The sequence below is a fragment of the Streptomyces albireticuli genome (genome assembly GCF_021228125.1).
GTDB classification, from domain to species: domain Bacteria; phylum Actinomycetota; class Actinomycetes; order Streptomycetales; family Streptomycetaceae; genus Streptomyces; species Streptomyces albireticuli.
Map to the genome: position 1 here is coordinate 393,056 of NZ_JAJQQS010000005.1, position 19,005 is coordinate 412,060.

The window sequence follows — 19,005 nt, forward strand, 5'->3', positions numbered from 1 at the left end:
CACCGGGGATGAGTACCAAGGACTTCGTCGAGAAGGACTACTACAAGGTCCTCGGTGTGCCCAAGGACGCCACCGAGGCGGAGATCAAGAAGGCGTACCGGAAGCTCGCCCGCGAGTACCACCCGGACGCCAACAAGGGCGACGCCTCGGCCGAGGAGCGCTTCAAGGAGATCTCCGAGGCGAACGACGTCCTCGCCGACCCCAAGCGGCGCAAGGAGTACGACGAGGCCCGCGCCCTGTTCGGGAACGGCGGATTCCGTCCCGGGCCGGGCGGCGGCGCCGGCGGTTCCTTCAACTTCGACCTGGGCGACCTCTTCGGAGGCGCCCAGGGCGGGGGCGGCGGAGCCGGCGGCTTCGGCGGCGGCCTGGGCGACGTCTTCGGCGGCCTCTTCAACCGCGGCGCGGGTGCCCGCACCCAGCCGCGGCGCGGCCAGGACATCGAGTCCGAGGTCTCGCTGAATTTCTCCGAGGCGGTGGAGGGGGCCACGGTCCCGCTCCGGATGTCCTCCTCGGCGGCGTGCAAGGCGTGCTCCGGCACCGGCGACAAAAACGGTACGCCGCGGGTCTGCCCGACCTGCGTCGGCACCGGACAGGTCTCGCACGGCTCCGGCGGCGGCTTCTCGCTGACGGACCCCTGCCCCGACTGCAAGGGCCGCGGGCTCATCCCCGAGAACCCCTGCGACACCTGCAAGGGCAGCGGCCGGGCCACGTCCTCCCGCACCATGCAGGTCCGCATCCCGCCGGGCGTCTCCGACGGCCAGCGGATCCGGCTGCGCGGCAAGGGCGCCCCGGGCGAGCGCGGCGGCCCCAGCGGCGATCTCTACGTCGTGGTGCACGTCGGCAGCCACCCGGTCTTCGGCCGCAAGGACGACAACCTCACCATCACCGTGCCGGTCTCCTTCGTGGAGGCGGCGCTCGGCGGCGAGGTGCGGGTCCCGACCCTCGGCGGCCCGCCGGTCACCCTCAAACTGCCCGCCGGCACGCCCAACGGCCGCACGATGCGCGCCCGTGGCAAGGGCGCGGTCCGCAAGGACGGCACCCGCGGCGATCTGCTGGTGACGGTGGAGGTGGCCGTTCCCACGGAGCTCGACGACAAGGCGCGGGAGGCCCTGGAGGCCTACCGCGAGGCGACGGCGAGCGCCGACCCGAGGGCCGAACTGTTCCAGGCCGCGAAGGGAGCATGAGATGGACGGCCGACGACGGCGTTTCGAACCCGCCCAGCCTTACCAGCTGACCGACGAGTCGCCGGTCTACGTCATCTCGGTCGCCGCCCAGCTGTCGGGCCTGCACCCGCAGACCCTCCGGCAGTACGACCGTCTCGGTCTGGTCTCCCCGGACCGTACGGCCGGGCGCGGCCGCCGCTACTCGGCGCGGGACATCGAGCTCCTGCGCCAGGTCCAGCAGCTCAGCCAGGACGAGGGCATCAACCTCGCCGGCATCAAGCGCATCATCGAGCTGGAGAACCAGGTGTCCGCGCTGAAGGCGCGGATCGCCGAGCTCCAGGGCGTCGTCGAGGGCGCGGCCACCGCCATGCAGCAGGCGGAGGCCGCCGTCCACGCCTCGTACCGCCGCGACCTGGTCCCGTACCAGGACGTCCAGCAGACGAGCGCGCTGGTGGTCTGGCGGCCCCGGCGCGACCAGGACCGCTAGGTCCTTCGCCGACACGGTTCGACAGGGGCCGGGTGAGCTTTCCGCTCACCCGGCCCCTTCGCGTTTCCCTCCTACGGCCGAGGGAAGTTGACGGGCTGTCACCCGAGTGGGTGGCGTGCCCGGCGCTGACCTCGGGCAGGCCGTACCGTGGGTACCAGGGTCATGATCGTGCGGTTCACTTGCACGGAAGTGGTCCTGATCGCCGTGGGGAAGGTGACGCGGGTGCTCCTGAGCTTCCGAGTGTCGAACCACCGGTCCATCAGAGAGGAACAGCAGCTGCTCCTCTCGCCCGTGCGGGCGGCGGCGCCCGCCGCCGGCGCGTCCACGGATCCCGCCGACGCCGCCTCCGCGGCCCTCTCCGCCGTGCCCGTCGCGGCGCTCTTCGGCGCGAACGCGGCCGGGAAGTCGAACGTCGTGGACGCCCTGCACTTCATGGCGAGCCTGGTCCGCGGCTCCCACCGGGACGCCGAGCCGGGCGGCGGCCTCGTCCGCACCCCCTTCCTCCTGGACCCGCGCAGCGCCGCCGCCCCGTCCTGGTACGTGGTCGACCTCGTCCTCGACGGCGTGCGCCACACCTACGGCTTCGGCGTCGACGACGAGCGCGTCCTCGACGAATGGCTGTACAGCTACCCCGACGGCACCAGGCGCACCGTCTTCCAGCGCTCCGGTGACGCCGTCGACTTCGGAGAGGGCGCGCCGAAGGCCGAGCTGGAGCTCGTCCGCAGCATCACCGAGCCCAACGTCCTGTTCCTGTCGGTCGCCGCCCGGTCCCGGCAGCCGCTCATCCAGCCGGTCTACGCGTGGTTCCGCGCGGTCCGCTTCCGGACGGGCGGCGCGCACGGCTCCCCCGACCCCGGCAGCCTGCGGCGGTTGCAGGACCCGTCCCGCGCGGCCTCCGTCGTCGCCCTGCTGCGCGCCGCCGACCTGGGCATCGAGGACATGGGCGTCGAGGACTTCGACGCGGACGGCGCCGACCGGGTCTCGGCCCACACCTTCCGCGACCGCCTGATGCGCGAGCTCAGGCGCACCGAGCTCTCCACGCTCCTCTTCACCACCACGACCGCCCGCGTGTGGGTGCAGCAGAGGGCGCGCGACGGCAGCAGCGCACGCCTGGGTCTGGAGGATCAGTCACAGGGCACCCGCATGCTCTTCGACTACGCGGGCCCCGTCCTCGACGCCCTGGAACGGGGCAGCATGCTCATCGTCGACGAGGTCGACGCCAGCCTGCACCCCCGGCTGACGGCCCAGGTCATCCGCCTCTTCCAGAGCCCCGCAGGCAACCCCCACGGAGCCCAGCTCCTGCTGACGACCCACGACGTGAGCCTCCTCGGCCGCAGCGCCGGCGAGGAGATCCTCCGGCGGGACCAGATCTGGTTCGCCGAGAAGGACCGCCAGGGCGAGACCACGCTCTTCCCCCTCTCCGACTTCACCCCACGCCAAGCGGAGAACCGCGAGCGGCGGTACCTCGGCGGGAGCTATGGTGCGGTCCCGGTCCTCAGTGACGAGCGGTTCGAGGCGGCGCTGGCCGCCAGGGGGAGAACGGTGGATGGCGAGGACGCCGAAACTTAGCGGCCGTCGCGGTGCGGTTCGTGACGCGGGTCGTGGCACCGGCCGCGAGGCCGGGCGGGCCGCCGACCGCGGTGCCGGGCACGGCCCCCTTCGCGGCCCCGGCCCCGCCTTCGAGTCCGGCGTCCTGCGCGCGCCCGCCACCCGGCCGGGCCGTGACCGCCTGCTGGTCGTCTGCGGCGCCAAGGTCACCGAGAAGCACTACCTCCAGGGTCTCGTCGAACACCTCGCCAATCCGGCCGTCACCGTCCGCATCAGGACCAAGCCCTGCTCCCCGGCCCAGCTCATCGCCTACGCGGCCGGGGAACGCGACCGCGCGGGCGACGACTTCGACCAGGTCTGGTGCGTCTTCGACGTCGACGAGTACGAGGTCGGCTGCGCCGTCACCCGCGCCCGCCGGGAGGGCATCGAGGTCGCCGTCTCCAACCCCTGCTTCGAGCTCTGGCTCGTGCTCCACTTCTGCGACCACAAGGCCCATGTCGGCACGTACCGCGAGCTGTTGCCTTACTTGAAGCGGTACGTCCCCGCCTACGACAAGGCCCGCCTGGACTTCCGCGACTACGAACACGGGTGGCCCTCGGCGGGCAGCCGCGCGGTCCGCCTCGCGGAGGCCGGGCACGAACACGCGACGAACCCGTCGACGGGGGTATGGGCCCTCGTGGACCGCATCGCCGGCCGCTGAGCGGTCTCCTCCGGCCTCACCCCCAGGCGGGCGGCGCCTTCCTGGTGATCTCGCACCACACCGCCTTGGACTCCGTCGTGGTCAGCCCCCTGGGCAGCGAGAAGTAGTTCCACCGGTCCGCGAGCAGTTGCAGCAACGCGAGCCCGCGCCCGCTGTCGCTGTACGGGTGGGTGTTCCGCACCCCGGGCGGCTGCGGGCAGGAATCCCACACGGTCATCCGCAGCACCTCCCATTCCGACCAGCGCACCCGGAGTTCGGCGTCGCCGGTGGTGTGGACGATGGCGTTGGTGAGCATCTCACCGGCCAGGAGTTCGGCCCTGCCGGTCAGTTCGTCCAGCCCGTGCGCCGTGAGGGCGGCCCTGAGGGTCGTACGGGCGACTCGGACGGCTCTGGGGTCGTGCGGGACGTGCAGGATGTATTCGAACGGTTCGATGGCGTTGGTGGTGGCCGGGGGGACGGTATCGATCGCGGGTAGGGGCAGCACGACGCCTCCTGCGGGGTTTTGGTGTGACGGTCCCGGTGTCATGCCGCGCATGCGTGATTGGGCATGGCGGTGCGCTTCCGGTGACCGGTTCTCGCTGCGCGTTGTGCGCTGCGCCACACAACGTAGGGGGTATAAATACTCCCCTGCAACCTCTTGGGGGAGGTTCGCCCGACAGGGTGGGGCGTGGCAGAGTTGCGCGGCAGTTGGACATGCGCGAGGGAGAGGGCCCATGCCGCCAAGACTCAAGCCCACAGCTAGACAAGTGCGGTTGGGTACCGAGCTGAAGAGGCTGCGCGAGCGGGCGGACATCACCGCTAATGAGGCTGCTCGGCTGATCGGCGTGACTCAAAGCAAGATGTCCAACTTCGAGTCGGGCCGGGCGGCCGTGAGTGAGGACCGTCTGCGCAAGCTGGCTGATCACTACGGCGAGTCCGATGCCGCTTTCGTGGACGCTCTGGCGGTGATGGCGACGGAGAAGGTGCGCGGGTGGTGGGACGAATACAAGGGAGTGCTCCCACCAGCTCTGCTGGACTTGGCTGAGTTGGAGCAGCATGCGGAGCGGCTGCGCGCGTTCCAAGTGGTCCATATCCCGGGGCTTTTGCAGACCGCTGAGCACGCACGTGCGCTTTACAGCAACAACATGACCGACATGGCGCCTGAAGCGATTGAGGCCACGGTCGACTTCCGAGTGAAGCGACGGAAGATCCTCGACCGGGAGGCTCCGCAGAGGCTGGATGTTGTCATCCATGAAGCCGCGCTTCGCATTAAGGTGGGTGACAGGAAAGTCGCGCTTGACCAGCTGCGATTCATCCTGGAGATGATGGATCGACCAAGGCTTACGGTACGCGTGGTCCCCTTTGAGCAGGACTGGTTCATGGGTGCTTCGTTCTCGATGCTTTACATGGAAGCGGCCTTGCGACGGCTCGACACCGTTCAGATCGACAAGGTGAACGGCAGCGCCTTCGTGGACGAAGAAGGCCAACTCGACTACCACCGACGGGTCCTCGACGCAGCGTCAGGTATGGCCCTGTCTGGGTCCCGGTCCCGGGACCTCATTCACCGCATCGCACAGCAGTTGTAAAGGGTAGGAATCGTGTCGCACGTCGCTTGGCAGAAGAGCACATATTCGGCTGACACCGCAGGTAACGAGTGTGTCGAGGTCGGCTTTGCCCATGGCACGCTCGCGCTTCGAGAAAGCGACGAGCCCGGCGTGGTCATCACCACCACGCCGGGCTCGCTCCGCACCCTCATACGGTTGCTCAAGGTGCGTGGCGCTGGGGTCGGGTGAGCGGGGTTTTCCCCTACCCGCCCCTTCCCGGAACTGGGGGCTTCGCCCCCAGGCCCCCGTTCCGCGCTACCGCGCCGTGGCCTCAAACGCCGGCCGGGCTGGATTTGCCCTGTTCGACGTCGGCTTTCCCGCCCGGTTCCGGGCAACGACTCAGCCCGTCCGGCGCCTGAGGACCGGGGCCCGGGGCGGAGCCCCGGTTACGGGAAGGGGCGGGGTGGGGAAAGGCCCGCCGCAGGCGCCAACCCCCAACCCCCACCCCCGGCCCCCTACACCCGCGCCGCGTACAGCACCGCCCCCATGGGCGAATGCTCACCCGAGATGTGCGTACGGATCGACGTCAGATACTCGCCGCGCCCGACGAGCCCGTCCCCGTCGACATCAAGCGCGGCGAACGCCGCGACCGCGTTCGAGGAGGGGTTGCCCAGCGCCGTGCGCAGCAGGATGAACTCTTCGCGGTCCACGGCCCCGTCCCCGTCCGAGTCGGCCAGGTCGAAGAGCGCGCCGAGGGCGGGGGAGCAGATGTTGTCGAAGGCGTCGACGCCGACCCACGCCAAGTACTGGTCACGGGTCATCCGCCCGTCGCCGTCCGCGTCCATCTCCGCCCAGGCGCGTTCACCGGCGGCGCGGGCGAGGACGACCATGGGATCGTCCTCGGTGCGCTTCGTCGCAGCGGTCAGCCGGTCGATACGGGTGAAGTAGTCGTCCCGGGAGATAACCCCGTCCCCGTCCGTGTCGAGGACGGCGAAGACGAGTTGCTTGGCGACGATTCCGCTCACTGAAAGGCCCCTTGGGTGAGATCGTGTTCCGCCCGGTGACGGATCACGGCGCTTCCGCGCCCGTGCCGCGTGTCCCTACCCGGCGGGCCACCGGACCAAGGCACGGGGGACGGGTGACACCACCATCGCCTGATGCCCGGCGTTCCGTACCCGCGCGGGGAGTGGGCCGTGCGCGCCCCCGTACGTCCGGACGCCGGGCTGGCGGAAGGGGCCCGGGGGTAGGGACGGGACCGGTGACGGATTCGGAGCGGGTGGAGGACGTATGTTCGGTGGGCGCGCGGTCGCGGTGGCGTTGAGTTCTCTGGCCCTGGTGGGGGGCGTCGGTGGCGTGGGCCCCGGCCGGCCAGGCCGGTGAGAGAGGCGCGGGCGACGGTGCCGTCCTCTGCACGGGCACGAGTGTGAGCACGTTCGACCCGCCGCTGACGCTCGTCCCCCGCAGCACGCACATCCACGTCGACGCCTCGTACACGTGCGGTGTCGCGCCCGGCCGGACCGTAGAGGCCGTCGGCGTCCTGGACGGGCAGGCCCCGCAGGGGTCGTGTCTCGGTCATACCGGCCCCGCCCGCACGGAGATCGTGCGGTACGCCGACGGTGAGCGATCGGTGATCGTCTATCCCGACATGACGACCGTCCGCGCCGGCGGAGCTCTCTACAACAGGCTGACAGGCCGGGTCGTGGAGGGGCGCGGCAAGGGGCGGACGGCGACGCGGACCACGCCCGCGCTGTCCGGCCAGCCGTCTACGGACTGCCTCACTCCCGGCCTGCGGGGCAGCAGCGGGCACACCCAGCTGGAGATCCATCCCTGACCCGGCCCGCGACAGCGGTTCGTACGGGCGCGCGCCGCACTATCCGTACGGCGCACCCCCGCTCCCCCCTCGGGCCTCAGACGCCGAGGTGACCGAGGACGGCCCGAGCCGCCTCCCGCACCCCCTCCCGCGTCTCGTCGTTGACATCGATCGTCTCGAACCCGTGGTGGGCGGAGGGGATGTCGACGACCTCGACACGCGCGCCGGAAGCCGTCGCCGAGGCCAAGAACTCCTCCACCGTGACCGCGATCTCCTTGTGCTCCTGCCCGACCCGGGTCAGCACGACCGGCAGGGCGCCCGCGGAACGTACGGCATCCACCGGCCGGAACGGCGAGTCCGCCGGGAACCCCCAGTTCGGCAGGGGCGCCAGGATCGGGTATGTCGCACCGACGCACCGCAGCCAGGACGGCGGTGCGGCCAGCCAGTTCGCGGACAGCAGCCCGCCGGCCGAGAAGAACCAGAGGGCGACGCGCGACGCGTCGACACGCGGGTCGGCCCGGACGAGTTCCACCGCGGCGGCGATGTCGGACGCGGCGACCGGGTAGTCGGCGAGGTCGTGGAGGCCGTGGTCGACCATGACGCCGACCGCGCCGAGTTCGGCGACATGACGGGCGTAACCCACGTAGGCGGGCCAGTCGCGAGGGGTGGGCTCGACGCCGCGGGGGACCGGCCCGCCGTGGACGAACACGACGGCCGGGCGGGGCCCGTCGGCGTCGGGGAGGTACAGGTCGACGTCGCCGACGCGCTCGCGGGCGCGCTCGGGGACGTCCAGGAGGAACGGGCGGAGGTGACCGGGCAGTTCGGGGGCCTTCAGCCGGTGGCCCTCCCCGGCGGCGGCGCTCAGGAGGACGTCGGCGAGGGCGTCCGGCGTGGAGAGCATCGGCCAGTGGCCCGTGTCGAGGTCGAAGAAGGTGACGCCGGGGGCGGTGAGGGCCAGGAGACGGGGGTCGCCGAGGCCGAGGAGGCCCTCGACCATGGCGATGCTGGAGCCGTTGCCCGTGCAAAGGATGCCGGTGGTGGGGACGGCGGTCAGTGCCTCGCCGAGCCGGAGCGGCCGGGTGAGGGTGCGCGGGGGCTGCGGGACGGCGCGGCGCGCGAGCTCGGCGAGGGCGTCCGCCGGGACGCCGGCCGTGCTGCCGAGGACGTCCCAGCCACCGGCGGCCGGCGCGGGGACCGGCCGGTCGGGCGCCTCGGCGAGGTGCGCGTGGACCGCCGGGGCGGGTACGAGCTTCAGGGCGGGGTCGCCGTCCTGGGGCATGGCGGTGTCGAGGCAGACGACGCGGGCGACGCGGTCGGGGCGCAGGGCCGCCGCGCCGAGGGCGGGGTGGACGCCGTAGCAGTGGCCGACGAGGACGATCTCGGGGTCGTCCAGGCCGTCGATGACCCGGACGACGTCCTGCACGTGGGTGTCGAGACCGGTGTCCGGGCCCGCGCCGGGAGCCGTCGCGGTCGCCACCGCGGCCGGGCCGTCGCCCATGCCCGTGAGCGTGACGGGGTGGGCGTCGGCGCCGGATCCGGTCAGCCGGTCGGCGACTGCCCGCCAGATCCAGCCGCCGGTGTGGAGCCCGGACACCAGGATGAACGCCGTCATGAATGCCTCCTCGTACGCTGCGGTCGCCGGGCGGCCGGCCATGGGGGCCGCCCGCGCTCGTCGTTACGGTAAGAACTCCTGCTGGGGGAGGTTCAAGCCATGTCGTCAGAGTGTGTGTGGAGCATCGGGGAACTGGCGGAGCACGCGGGGGTGACCGTAAAGACCGTCCGCTTCTACTCGGACAGCGGTCTGCTGCCGGAGGGCGCCCGGAGCGCGGGCGGTCACCGGCGGTACGGGCCGGAGGCGCTGGAGCGGCTGCGGCTGATCCGGTCGCTGCGGTCGCTGGACCTGCCCGTTCCGGAGGTGGGGCGGGTGCTGGACCGGGAGGACGCGCTGGAGGCGGCCATCGAGGGGCAACTGCTGGAGGTCGGCTCGCGGCTGGCGGAGCTGCGGTGGCGGGAGGCGGCGCTCCAACTGGTCAGGGACTGCGCGCCGGAGGAACGGGCGGAGCGGCTGAGGCTGGTGGGGGCGGTGGCGACGCCGCCGAGCACGGCGTCGCTGGTGCGGTTCTGGCGGCTGTGGCTGCCGCCGAGGCTGCCGGCGGAGGTGCTGGCGCGGTTCCTGGACCAGGCGGTCCCGGAGCTGCCGGAGGCGCCGACGCCGGAACAGGTGCTGGCGTTCGCCCGGCTGCACGCGATGGTCACGGCCGTGTGCGCGGGGGAGAACTGCCAGCCCGTCGTGCACCGGTCGGGGACGGGTTACCGGCCGGCGGTGCTGTACGACGGGCTGGGCGAGGCGTTCGCGCTGGCGGTGCCGGAGCTGAGGGCGGGGCGGGGGCCGCGCGAGGGGGAGGCGCTGGATTGCTTCGTCGCGGCGTACGCGGGGGCGCGCGGGGTGCGTGACACGACCGGCTTCCGGAGGGCGCTGAGCCGGGAGCTGGCGTCGGACCCCCGGCTGGACCGGTACTGGCAGCTGGTCGCGGAGCTGAACGGGCCGTCGGCGCCGACGCCGGGGGCGGCTCACGACTGGCTGCGGGAGGCGCTGGACGGGCAGCTGACGGGGCGGGCGGCGGCGGCCTGAGCGGGCGTGGAATCCGGGGCGTGGAATCCGGGGCGCGGGGCCCGGGATTCGGGGCCATGGGGTCGGGGCCATGGGGTCCGGGCGTGGGATTCGGGCGTGGGATCGGGGCCCAGGGATTCGGGGCGTGGGACCCGGGGTTCGGGGCCTAGGGATCCGCGGCCTGGTATCCGGCGCGCAGGATCCGGGGCGGCGCGGGCTGGTGCGGCGCGGGCTGGTGCGACGCGGGCTGGTGCGACGCGGGCCAGGGCGGCGAGGCCCGGGCGGCGAGGGCGGGGCGGCGCGGGCCCGGGCGGCCCGTCCCGGAAAAAGGGCGGCCGGTCCGTCCCGGGTGGGACGGACCGGCCGGTGCCGGCGAAGGCGCGCGCCTTACGGTGAGGCGAGGCCCTGCCAGGGGTTCTTACTGCTCGACGACGCCGGACTTGGCGATGACGATCTTGCCGCGGGTGGCGCCGGACTGGGTGCCGAGGCCCTCGATCTTCGTGACCAGGTCCTGGCCCTCGACGACCTCGCCGAAGACGACGTGCTTGCCGTCCAGCCAGCTGGTGACGACGGTGGTGATGAAGAACTGCGAGCCGTTGGTGTTCTTGCCGGCGTTCGCCATCGAGAGCAGGAACGGACGGTCGTGCTTGAGCTTGAAGTTCTCGTCCGCGAACTTCTCGCCGTAGATGCTCTTGCCGCCGGTGCCGTCACCGCGGGTGAAGTCACCACCCTGGAGCATGAACTGGGGGATGACGCGGTGGAAGCCGGAGCCCTCGTAGCCGAAGCCGTGCTGGCCGGTGGCGAGCTCGCGGAAGTTCTGGGCGGTCTTGGGGACGACGTCGTCGTACAGCTTGAAGACGATGCGGCCGGCGGCGTCGCCGTCGATGGTGATGTCGAAGAACACGTTGTTACTCATGGGGCCCATCCTGACATTAGGGAGGGCGTGGTGCGCGCGGGGTGGGGGTGGGGTGTCGGGTGTGATCTTCCCCGGGCGCACCCTTCCCGTGACCGGCGGGCCCGCGGCCGCTACGTCAGCCGCAGCCGGACCTCCAGCTCGTGCTCGCCCGGCACCGTCCCCCGGTCCTCGACCGAGAACGCCGCCGCGAGCTCCTGCCGCACCTTGCGCACGGGGTCCGCCGCGCCGAAGAGGTCGACGGAGACGCCGCCGGACAGCGGGACGGGCGTCGCGGTCGAGGGGGCGTGGCCGGTGCGGGTGTCGACGACCATGCACCAGACCATGGGGTGCTCCGCGCCGGTCGCGGCCTGGACCTCGCTGCGGGTGGGTTCCTCGACCTCGGGGAAGGCCGACTCCAGGGCGCGGAAGACCGCGCCCGCGTCCTGGTGGCCGCAGTCGGTCACATGGATGCTGACGTGGTCCGCACTCTCGGCGCCGCTCATGACGTGGATGCTCCCTCTGCCGTCCGGGACCGTCTGTCATCCCCGACGGTACGAGCCGTGGGCCGCCCCGGCACCAGTACGGGGGCCAACCGGGCTCCTCAGGGGAACAGATCCAGCCCGGCCTCCAGGAGCATGCCGGGGGCGGCGCGCGCGCCGGTGCCGAACGCGGCGGCGAGGGCGTAGCCGAGGGCGGCGTCCACCGGCATGATCTTCGCGCGCCGCCGCCAGTCGGCCGGCTCGACGATCCCGCTGCGCTGCGCGGTGAGCCTGCCGAGGCGGGTGCCGTTCCGGGACAGCCGGCTGGACGCGTCGGACGACGGGACGAGGCGGTACCTGCCGTCGGTCCCCACCTTCGCCGTGACCGCGTACGAGCGGCGGGTGATCCGGCCCCGGCCGAGCGTGAGGGGGGCCTCGGCGCCGTCGACGGTCAGAGTGAGGGCGGTGGCGTCGCGGCTGCCGATGGGGACGTGCTCGCCGGGGTGCCCGCCGGGGGCGCGGCGGAGGAGGACGTGGGGGATCGCGGGGCCCGAGACGTCGAGGAGCCCGGCGCCGGAGTCGAGGGTGACGTCGACGCGGCCGAAGAGGGGATCGTGGGCGAAGGAGGTGACGGGGTCCACGGGGAGGTCACTGCCCCATCCGAGGGTCATGGAACCAGGCCCAGCGCCTTCGTCACGGCGATCTCGACCAGGACGCGGTCGGGGTTGGGCGAGGGCATCCGGCCGTACCGCTCGGCGTAGCGGTTCACGGCGTCCGCGACGGCCTCGGCCTCGGTGCGCACGACGGCGACGCCCTCCAGCGTGGCCCACTTCCGCTCGCCGATCTGGCAGACCGCGACCCGCGCGCCGTCCGGGCCCGCGGCCAGGATGTTGGCGACCTTGCGGCTGGTCTTGTTGGTGATGACGCGGGCGATCCCGGCCTGGGGGTCGAAGGTCACGCCGACGGGCACCAGGTGCGGGCTGCCGTCGGGGCGGGTGGTGGTGAGCGTGCAGATGTGCCGCTCGCGCCAGAAGTCGACGTAGGCGGGGGAGAGGTCGCGCAGGTCGTGGGCCATGTGGGGAAGCGTAGCCGCGCGCCCTCGCCCGAAGTCGGTAGTTCCGGAGTCCGGTCGCCCGGCCCTCCGTCGGGGCGCGCCCCGGGCCCTCGCGCCGGAACATGGAACCCGAGCCCGCTTCCCACCCGTACACCCCGTGGATGATCTTGTAGGCGCCGAAGGGGCATGGTGGCGGAGGCGAGGTTGAGTGGAATAGGCTCAACTTATCGCATGTTGCTCACAGCAGGGGCCTGGGAGACATGGCAGGACGGCCAGGACGCCGACACAGAGGAGGAGCGCACCGTGGTGGATGCCGAGCTGACGAACAAGAGCCGGGAGGCGCTGAGCGGCGCCAGTGAGCGGGCCGTGTCGGCGGGGCACGCCGACATGACGCCCGCGCACCTGCTGCTCGCCCTCCTCGGCGGCCAGGACAACGAGAACATCATGGATCTGCTGGCCGCCGTGGAGGCCGACGCCGCCGTGCTGCGGTCGGGGGCCGAGCGGCTGCTCGCGGGGCTGCCCAGCGTGCAGGGCTCCACTGTCGCGCCGCCGCAGCCCAGCCGTGAGCTGCTGGCCGTCATCGCCGACGCCTCGCAGCGCGCCCGGGAGCTGGGCGACACCTACATTTCCACCGAGCACCTGCTCGTCGGGCTCGCCGCCAAGGGCGGCCGGACCGGTGAGCTGCTGGATCAGCAGGGCGCGTCCGCCAAGAGGCTGCTCGACGCTTTCGAGACCGCGAGGGGCGGACAGCGAGTGACGACTCCGGATCCGGAGGGTACGTACAAGGCCCTGGAGAAGTTCGGTACGGACTTCACGGCGGCGGCCCGTGAGGGCAAGCTCGATCCGGTGATCGGGCGGGACGCGGAGATCCGGCGTGTGGTGCAGGTCCTCTCGCGCCGTACGAAGAACAATCCGGTGCTGATCGGTGAGCCGGGCGTCGGCAAGACGGCCGTCGTGGAGGGGCTCGCGCAGCGGATAGTGAAGGGCGACGTCCCGGAGTCGCTGCGCAACAAGCGGCTGGTCTCGCTGGACCTCGGCGCGATGGTCGCGGGCGCGAAGTACCGCGGCGAGTTCGAGGAGCGGCTCAAGACCGTCCTGGCGGAGATCAAGGCCAGCGAGGGCCAGATCATCACCTTCATCGACGAGCTCCACACCGTCGTCGGCGCCGGGGCGGGCGGTGACTCCGCGATGGACGCGGGCAACATGCTCAAGCCCATGCTGGCCCGCGGCGAGCTGCGGATGGTCGGCGCCACCACGCTGGACGAGTACCGCGAGCGCATCGAGAAGGACCCCGCCCTGGAGCGCCGCTTCCAGCAGGTCCTGGTCGCCGAGCCCTCCGTCGAGGACTCCATCGCGATCCTGCGCGGGCTCAAGGGCCGCTACGAGGCCCACCACAAGGTCCAGATCGCCGACTCCGCCCTGGTCGCCGCCGCCACCCTCTCCGACCGCTACATCACCTCCCGCTTCCTGCCCGACAAGGCCATCGACCTCGTGGACGAGGCCGCCTCCCGCCTCCGCATGGAGATCGACTCCAGCCCCGTGGAGATCGACGAGCTCCAGCGCGCCGTCGACCGCCTGAAGATGGAGGAGCTCGCCCTCTCCAAGGAAGTGGACGAGGCCAGCAAGCAGCGCCTGGAGAAGCTGCGCCGCGACCTCGCCGACAAGGAGGAGGAACTGCGCGGCCTGACCGCCCGCTGGGAGAAGGAGAAGCAGTCCCTCAACCGCGTCGGCGAGCTCAAGGAACGCCTGGACGAGCTGCGCGGCCAGGCCGAGCGCGCCCAGCGCGACGGCGACTTCGACACCGCCTCCAAGCTCCTCTACGGCGAGATCCCCGGCCTGGAACGCGAGCTGGAGGAAGCCGCCAAGGCCGAGGCCGCCCAGGAAGCCGTCGCCGCCAAGGACCTCATGGTCAAGGAAGAGGTCGGCCCCGACGACATCGCCGACGTCGTCGCCGCCTGGACCGGCATCCCCGCCGGCCGCCTCCTGGAAGGCGAGACCCAGAAGCTCCTGCGCATGGAGGACGAGCTCGGCAAGCGCCTGATCGGCCAGGAAGAAGCCGTCCGCGCCGTCTCCGACGCCGTCCGCCGCTCCCGCGCCGGTATCGCCGACCCCGACCGGCCCACAGGCTCCTTCCTCTTCCTCGGCCCCACCGGCGTCGGCAAGACCGAGCTGGCCAAGGCCCTCGCCGACTTCCTCTTCGACGACGAGCGCGCCATGGTCCGCATCGACATGTCGGAATACAGCGAGAAGCACTCCGTCGCCCGCCTCGTCGGCGCGCCCCCCGGCTACGTCGGCTACGAAGAGGGCGGCCAGCTCACCGAGGCCGTCCGCCGCCGCCCCTACACGGTCGTGCTGCTGGACGAGGTGGAGAAGGCCCACCACGAGGTCTTCGACATCCTCCTCCAGGTCCTCGACGACGGCCGCCTCACCGACGGCCAGGGCCGCACCGTCGACTTCCGCAACACCATCCTCATCCTCACCTCCAACCTCGGCTCCGCCTACCTCGTCGACCCCCTCCTCAAGGAGGACGAGAAGAAGACCAAGGTCCTGGAGACGGTCCGCGCCTCCTTCCGGCCCGAATTCCTCAACCGCCTCGACGACGTCGTCGTCTTCCACCCCCTCGGCACCGGCCAGCTCCAGCGCATCGCCCGCATCCAGCTCGACCACCTCCAGCGCCGCCTCGCCGACCGCCGCCTCACCCTCGACGTCACCGACACCGCACTCGACTGGCTCGCCACCCTCGGCCACGACCCCCACACCGACGGCCAGGCACCCGACCTCACCTACGGCGCCCGACCGCTGCGCCGGCTCGTCCAGACCGCGATCGGCGACCAGCTGGCGCGGGCGATCCTGGCGGGCGACGTCCGCGACGGCGACACCGTCCGGGTGGACCGGGCGCCGGAGCGGGGCGAGGGGCTGACGGTGACGTCGGTGGCCTCGGCGGCCTCGTAAGGAGATCTACGGGAGGCCCGTGGGCGGGCCGGTGGCGGGCCCGCCCACGGGCCCGGCCGCCGGGCCGCCCCACGCCTGATGTCCGCGTGATCCCTTTTCCGGAAGTTGATCTGGTTACGCCAGGGGTTGCGGGGCAGGGGCTGGTGTGGGGGAGGATGGCGGCAACCGTACGAAGGGAAATTCACGGTGAGCATCGACCCGTCCTCGATTCCGAACTTCGGGGGCCAGCCCGAACCGCAGGAGACGGGCCCGGCCGGCCCCGTCATCCCCGACCAGGACCTGGTCAAGCAGCTCCTTGAGCAGATGGAGCTGAAGTACGTCGTGGACGACGAGGGAGACCTCGCCGCACCGTGGGAGCAGTTCCGTACGTACTTCATGTTCCGCGGTGAGGAGGAGCAGCAGGTCTTCTCCGTGCGCACGTTCTACGACCGTCCGCACGGCATCGAGGAGAAGCTCCGCCTCCTCGAGGTCATCGACGACTGGAACCGCCGCACCCTGTGGCCGAAGGTCTACACCCACACCAACGACGACGGCACCGTCCGCCTGATCGGCGAGGCGCAGATGCTGATCGGCGTCGGCGTGTCCCTGGAGCACTTCGTCTCCAGCACGGTCAGCTGGGTCCGCGCCTCGATCGAGTTCGACAAGTGGCTGATCGAGCAGCTCGGCCTGGAGGCCGACGCCGAGTCCGGTGACGACGAGAAGCCGGGCGACGACCAGGCCTGAGCCGCGTCCCCGGGACCTCCGGGCCCTTGCCCGGCCGGTCCCCCGCCGGGGCCGGTCTCACGGACGGGGCCGGTCTCACACACGGGACCGGTCTCACATGGGCATGCGGGCGACCGTCAGCAGGTACGTCCCGTAGAAGAACGAGAGCCCGGCCAGCGCGCCGACCGTCACGACGACGGTGCGCGGCCGGGCTCTGGCCATGGCCACGGCGGCCGGGAGCAGCAGCGGGAAGGCCGGCAGCAGGAAGCGCGGCTTGGACGCGAAGTAGCTGGAGCCGCCGACCGCGATCACGGCGAGCACCAGCGCGTAGACGAAGAGGGCCGCGGGCGGCCGGTCGAGCAGCAGCAGGACCAGGCAGACCAGCGCGACCCCGATGACCGCCATGGTCATGTAGTACGCCATGGAGTCCCGGCCGGTGATCAGGTGCCGGATGAAGCCCAGCGCGTTCACGCCGAAGTCGAAGCGCGAGCCCCACAGCCGCTGCACCTCGAAGTAGCCGAAGAGCCCGCCGCCGGAGCGGTACCCGGCCCAGACGATGTATCCGGCCCAGCCCAGCGGGGCGAGCGCCGCGCCCGTCCACACCCGCCAGTCGGCGCGCGAGCGGCGGTCCTGGCACAGGGTGAGGGCGGCCGCGCACATCACGGCGGCGGCCACCGCGACGGCGTTGGGGCGGGAGAGGCCGGCGAGCAGCGCGAGCACCCCGGCCCACATCAGGCGGCCGGTGACCGCCGCGTAGAGGGCCCAGACGGCGAGCGCCGTCATCAGCGGCTCGGTGTACGCCATCGACTGCACGATCGCGTGCGGCAGCAGCCCCCAGAGCACCACGAGCAGCGTGCCCACCCTGCGGCAGTGCAGCAGCTCGCCGACCGCGTAGATGCCCCAGGCCGCCGCTCCGGCCGAGACCCAGGCGACGAGCAGGCCCGCGGAGACGACGGTCAGCGGCAGGACGACCGTGACGGCGTGGACCAGGCCGGGGAAGAGCGGGAAGAACGCCAGGTCGTTGAAGACCACGCCGCGGGTGGTGAGCGACGGCAGGACCAGCCCGTAGCCGTGCCGGGCGATGCCCGCGTACCAGATGCCGTCCCAGGAGTGGCCGAGCAGCGTGCGCGGGTGGCGGCCGATCCACCAGGCCCAGCCGGCCATGATCGCCATGCCGGTCAGCCGGGCGCCCGCGTAGAGCGCGAGCGCCGGCGCGGCCCGGCGCAGCGCGTCGCGCACCCGGTCGAGGCGGCGCTCGCGGGCGCCGCCCGCCGCGGGACGCGGTTCCGGTGCCTCGCGGACGGGCACGGCGGTGTCGGCTGACACGGGGGCACCTCCGGTGCGGACACGGCCCGGCGCCGCGCCGCGGGGCGGCGGGCGGGTCGTGGCCCGGGGACGGGCGGGGGGTCGGGGCGGGTACGGGCCGGGCGCCGGTCCCGTGCGCACCGCGCGCGGACGACGGCGCCGATCTCGGCATACCGACCATGCGGCGCGCTTCGCGCGCGCGCGACCCGGAACGCCCGTGGGCGGTGCGCTTTCCACCCGCTCGGCGGGCATCGCGGAGTGTCGGCGCCACCCGGCGCCCGGTGTGTGCTGCGCGCCGGGGTGTTCTGGTCCGCGCCCCGGGGCCCGCCTATCGTGAGGCCGACTCATGGGCCGGTCGGACGGACATCCGCCGGCCCCACCTACCAAACGGACATCTGCCGAACGAACATCTGCCAGACGGACATCTGCCAGACGGACATCGACTTACCGACTTGATTCACGGACGTGGAAAGCGGGATCGCATGAATTCGGAATGGAGCCCGGCGGCACGGGTGCGGGGCATGGGCGCGTCGGTCTTCACGGAGATGACGGAGCTCGCCCGGGAGACCGGCGCCGTCAACCTCGGCCAGGGCGTGCCGGAACTGGCCGCCCCCGAGGGCCTCCTGAAGGACGTCGCGGCGGCGGTCCTCGCGGGCAGCAACCAGTACCCACCCGCCGTGGGCTTCCCGGCGCTGCGCGAGGCGGTCGCCGCGCACCAGAGCCGGCGGTACGGACTGGAGTACGACCCGCGGGACGAGGTGCTGGTGACCACGGGCGCCACGGAGGCGATCGCGGCGACGCTGCTGGCGCTGTGCGACCCCGGTGACGAGGTGCTCGCCTTCGACCCCTGCTACGACGCCTATCCGGCGGTCGCCCGGTTCGCCGGCGCCACCCTGGTGCCCGTACCGCTGGCGCTGGAGGACGACACGTTCGCCCTCGACCTGGACGCGCTGCGGGCGGCCGTCACCCCGCGCACACGCGTGCTGATCCTCAACACCCCGCACAACCCGACGGGGAAGGTCTTCACGGCCGGGGAACTGGCGGCCGTCGCGGGGGTGTGCGAGGAGTACGGGCTGACGGTGGTGACGGACGAGGTGTACGAACACCTCGTCTACGACGGGGCGCACCGCTCGATGGCCGCGCTGCCGGGGATGCGGGAACGGACGCTGACCATCTCCTCGGCGGGCAAGACGTTCAACGTCACGGGCTGGAAGGTCGGCTGGGTGTGCGGCCCGGCGCCGCTGGTCGCGGCGGTCGGCGCGGCGAAGCAGTTCCTGACCTACGCCTCGGGCACGCCGTACCAGGAGGCGCTCGCGCGGACGCTGGGGGGCGTGGAGGCGTGGGCGGAGGAGCTCAGGCGCACGCTGCGGCGCAACCGCGACCTTCTGAGCGAGGGGCTCACGCGGGCGGGGTTGCGCCCCTATCGCGCGGAGGCGGGATATTTCGTCCAGGCCGACGTCCGCGCGTGGGGTTACCCGGACGGCGTGCGATTCTGCCGTGAACTCCCGCTGCGCGCCGGGGTGGTGGCCATTCCCACGTCCGCCTTCTATCTGCGCCCCGACGCGCCCTCCTCTCTCGTGCGTTTCTCGTTCTGCAAGCGTGAAGAATCCGTGCGCACGGCCGTGGAGAAGCTGATTCAGGCTATTTGATCAGGAGATTTGCAGCTGGCCCATGCTTGATCGCATATGCGCCCGGCGGGTTGTGGGCCGCCCGCCGGTCACATTGATTCTGAACAGTTGAACTGTTCGGCCCTCGCGTGGATGGAAAGCACGATGA

Annotated in this window: 19 protein-coding genes; 11 read left to right on the forward strand and 8 right to left on the reverse strand. The window is 72.2% G+C overall.

The genetic code is table 11. From position 1 onward, the window contains the following. The first annotated feature begins 8 nt into the window (after positions 1-8). The 4 genes from dnaJ to LUZ64_RS12480 all read left to right on the forward strand — a co-directional run bounded on the left by dnaJ (position 9) and on the right by LUZ64_RS12480 (position 3,898). Entirely contained in the window at positions 9-1,184 is a 1,176-nt protein-coding gene (gene dnaJ, locus LUZ64_RS12465; protein ID WP_095584371.1) for a molecular chaperone DnaJ, read from the forward strand. Position 1,185: 1 nt separating this feature from the next. Continuing rightward, positions 1,186-1,650: a heat shock protein transcriptional repressor HspR gene (locus LUZ64_RS12470; RefSeq protein WP_095584370.1), complete on the forward strand. Its 465-nt coding sequence runs from the start codon at positions 1,186-1,188 to the stop codon at positions 1,648-1,650. Positions 1,651-1,818: 168 nt separating this feature from the next. After that, positions 1,819-3,219, forward strand: coding sequence for an AAA family ATPase (locus tag LUZ64_RS12475; protein ID WP_232389885.1), 1,401 nt, complete (start codon positions 1,819-1,821; stop codon positions 3,217-3,219). Beyond that, the gene (locus LUZ64_RS12480) at positions 3,197-3,898 is read left to right on the forward strand and encodes an RloB family protein (protein WP_095584369.1); all 702 of its coding nucleotides are present in this window, start codon (positions 3,197-3,199) and stop codon (positions 3,896-3,898) included. Before LUZ64_RS12475 ends, LUZ64_RS12480 begins: the two co-directional genes overlap by 23 nt. Positions 3,899-3,914: 16 nt before the next feature. On the opposite strand, the gene LUZ64_RS12485 is transcribed toward LUZ64_RS12480, so the two are convergent. After that, complete coding sequence (locus LUZ64_RS12485) at positions 3,915-4,382, reverse strand: ATP-binding protein (RefSeq protein WP_232389884.1); 468 nt, start codon at positions 4,380-4,382, stop codon at positions 3,915-3,917. Positions 4,383-4,644: 262 nt separating this feature from the next. On the opposite strand from LUZ64_RS12485, the gene LUZ64_RS12490 reads away from it, so the two are divergent. Both LUZ64_RS12490 and LUZ64_RS36880 read left to right on the forward strand, forming a co-directional pair. After that, positions 4,645-5,463 (forward strand): helix-turn-helix domain-containing protein, encoded by an 819-nt coding sequence (locus LUZ64_RS12490; protein WP_308251412.1) that lies wholly within the window; start codon positions 4,645-4,647, stop codon positions 5,461-5,463. 12 nt (positions 5,464-5,475) lie between these two features. After that, complete coding sequence (locus LUZ64_RS36880; protein WP_095584367.1) at positions 5,476-5,670, forward strand: DUF397 domain-containing protein; 195 nt, start codon at positions 5,476-5,478, stop codon at positions 5,668-5,670. Between the two features lie 266 nt (positions 5,671-5,936). Here the strand turns inward: LUZ64_RS36880 and LUZ64_RS12500 are convergent, their stop codons facing one another. Next, on the reverse strand, positions 5,937-6,446 hold the full coding sequence (locus LUZ64_RS12500) for an EF-hand domain-containing protein (RefSeq protein WP_095578724.1): 510 nt from the start codon (positions 6,444-6,446) through the stop codon (positions 5,937-5,939). Between the two features lie 398 nt (positions 6,447-6,844). Here LUZ64_RS12500 and LUZ64_RS12505 point away from each other — a divergent pair, with 398 nt between their 5' ends. After that, positions 6,845-7,252 carry a hypothetical protein gene (locus tag LUZ64_RS12505; RefSeq protein WP_143593007.1) on the forward strand — a complete coding sequence of 136 codons (408 nt, stop codon included), beginning with the start codon at positions 6,845-6,847 and terminating at the stop codon, positions 7,250-7,252. A 76-nt stretch (positions 7,253-7,328) separates the two neighbouring features. On the opposite strand, the gene LUZ64_RS12510 is transcribed toward LUZ64_RS12505, so the two are convergent. Next, positions 7,329-8,843 (reverse strand): alpha/beta hydrolase, encoded by a 1,515-nt coding sequence (locus tag LUZ64_RS12510; protein WP_095578725.1) that lies wholly within the window; start codon positions 8,841-8,843, stop codon positions 7,329-7,331. A gap of 99 nt (positions 8,844-8,942) precedes the next feature. On the opposite strand from LUZ64_RS12510, the gene LUZ64_RS12515 reads away from it, so the two are divergent. Then, entirely contained in the window at positions 8,943-9,863 is a 921-nt protein-coding gene (locus LUZ64_RS12515; RefSeq protein ID WP_232389882.1) for a helix-turn-helix domain-containing protein, read from the forward strand. A 397-nt stretch (positions 9,864-10,260) separates the two neighbouring features. Here LUZ64_RS12515 and LUZ64_RS12520 read toward each other — a convergent pair whose 3' ends face one another. From LUZ64_RS12520 to LUZ64_RS12535, 4 genes are all read right to left on the reverse strand, one after another. Then, entirely contained in the window at positions 10,261-10,758 is a 498-nt protein-coding gene (locus LUZ64_RS12520) for a peptidylprolyl isomerase (RefSeq protein ID WP_095580481.1), read from the reverse strand. A 110-nt stretch (positions 10,759-10,868) separates the two neighbouring features. Further along, positions 10,869-11,240 carry a hypothetical protein gene (locus LUZ64_RS12525; RefSeq protein ID WP_095580483.1) on the reverse strand — a complete coding sequence of 124 codons (372 nt, stop codon included), beginning with the start codon at positions 11,238-11,240 and terminating at the stop codon, positions 10,869-10,871. A 98-nt stretch (positions 11,241-11,338) separates the two neighbouring features. Beyond that, complete coding sequence (locus tag LUZ64_RS12530; protein WP_232389881.1) at positions 11,339-11,887, reverse strand: hypothetical protein; 549 nt, start codon at positions 11,885-11,887, stop codon at positions 11,339-11,341. Beyond that, positions 11,884-12,291: a pyridoxamine 5'-phosphate oxidase family protein gene (locus LUZ64_RS12535; RefSeq protein WP_095580485.1), complete on the reverse strand. Its 408-nt coding sequence runs from the start codon at positions 12,289-12,291 to the stop codon at positions 11,884-11,886. The genes LUZ64_RS12530 and LUZ64_RS12535 overlap by 4 nt, the downstream gene beginning before the upstream one ends. A 285-nt stretch (positions 12,292-12,576) precedes the next feature. Between LUZ64_RS12535 and clpB the strand changes: the two genes are divergently transcribed. Then, entirely contained in the window at positions 12,577-15,222 is a 2,646-nt protein-coding gene (gene clpB, locus LUZ64_RS12540) for an ATP-dependent chaperone ClpB (RefSeq protein ID WP_095580491.1), read from the forward strand. A 186-nt stretch (positions 15,223-15,408) separates the two neighbouring features. Continuing rightward, positions 15,409-15,945, forward strand: a complete 537-nt coding sequence (locus LUZ64_RS12545; protein WP_095580487.1) for a type III secretion system chaperone family protein — start codon at positions 15,409-15,411, stop codon at positions 15,943-15,945. Positions 15,946-16,038: 93 nt separating this feature from the next. On the opposite strand, the gene LUZ64_RS12550 is transcribed toward LUZ64_RS12545, so the two are convergent. Next, positions 16,039-17,250 (reverse strand): putative hexosyltransferase, encoded by a 1,212-nt coding sequence (locus LUZ64_RS12550; RefSeq protein WP_211304973.1) that lies wholly within the window; start codon positions 17,248-17,250, stop codon positions 16,039-16,041. 461 nt (positions 17,251-17,711) lie between these two features. On the opposite strand from LUZ64_RS12550, the gene LUZ64_RS12555 reads away from it, so the two are divergent. Beyond that, positions 17,712-18,878 (forward strand): aminotransferase class I/II-fold pyridoxal phosphate-dependent enzyme, encoded by a 1,167-nt coding sequence (locus LUZ64_RS12555; RefSeq protein WP_095584911.1) that lies wholly within the window; start codon positions 17,712-17,714, stop codon positions 18,876-18,878. Positions 18,879-19,005: the final 127 nt, after the last annotated feature.

Coding starts and splice junctions, on each gene's coding strand:
- LUZ64_RS12555 (WP_095584911.1), top strand. CDS start 17,712: ATGAATTCGGAATGGAGCCCGGCGGCACGGGTGCGGGGCATGGGCGCG.
- LUZ64_RS12515 (WP_232389882.1), top strand. CDS start 8,943: ATGTCGTCAGAGTGTGTGTGGAGCATCGGGGAACTGGCGGAGCACGCG.
- LUZ64_RS12525 (WP_095580483.1), bottom strand. CDS start 11,240: ATGAGCGGCGCCGAGAGTGCGGACCACGTCAGCATCCATGTGACCGAC.
- LUZ64_RS12535 (WP_095580485.1), bottom strand. CDS start 12,291: ATGGCCCACGACCTGCGCGACCTCTCCCCCGCCTACGTCGACTTCTGG.
- LUZ64_RS12480 (WP_095584369.1), top strand. CDS start 3,197: ATGGCGAGGACGCCGAAACTTAGCGGCCGTCGCGGTGCGGTTCGTGAC.
- LUZ64_RS12510 (WP_095578725.1), bottom strand. CDS start 8,843: ATGACGGCGTTCATCCTGGTGTCCGGGCTCCACACCGGCGGCTGGATC.
- LUZ64_RS12470 (WP_095584370.1), top strand. CDS start 1,186: ATGGACGGCCGACGACGGCGTTTCGAACCCGCCCAGCCTTACCAGCTG.
- LUZ64_RS12520 (WP_095580481.1), bottom strand. CDS start 10,758: ATGAGTAACAACGTGTTCTTCGACATCACCATCGACGGCGACGCCGCC.
- dnaJ (WP_095584371.1), top strand. CDS start 9: ATGAGTACCAAGGACTTCGTCGAGAAGGACTACTACAAGGTCCTCGGT.
- LUZ64_RS12530 (WP_232389881.1), bottom strand. CDS start 11,887: ATGACCCTCGGATGGGGCAGTGACCTCCCCGTGGACCCCGTCACCTCC.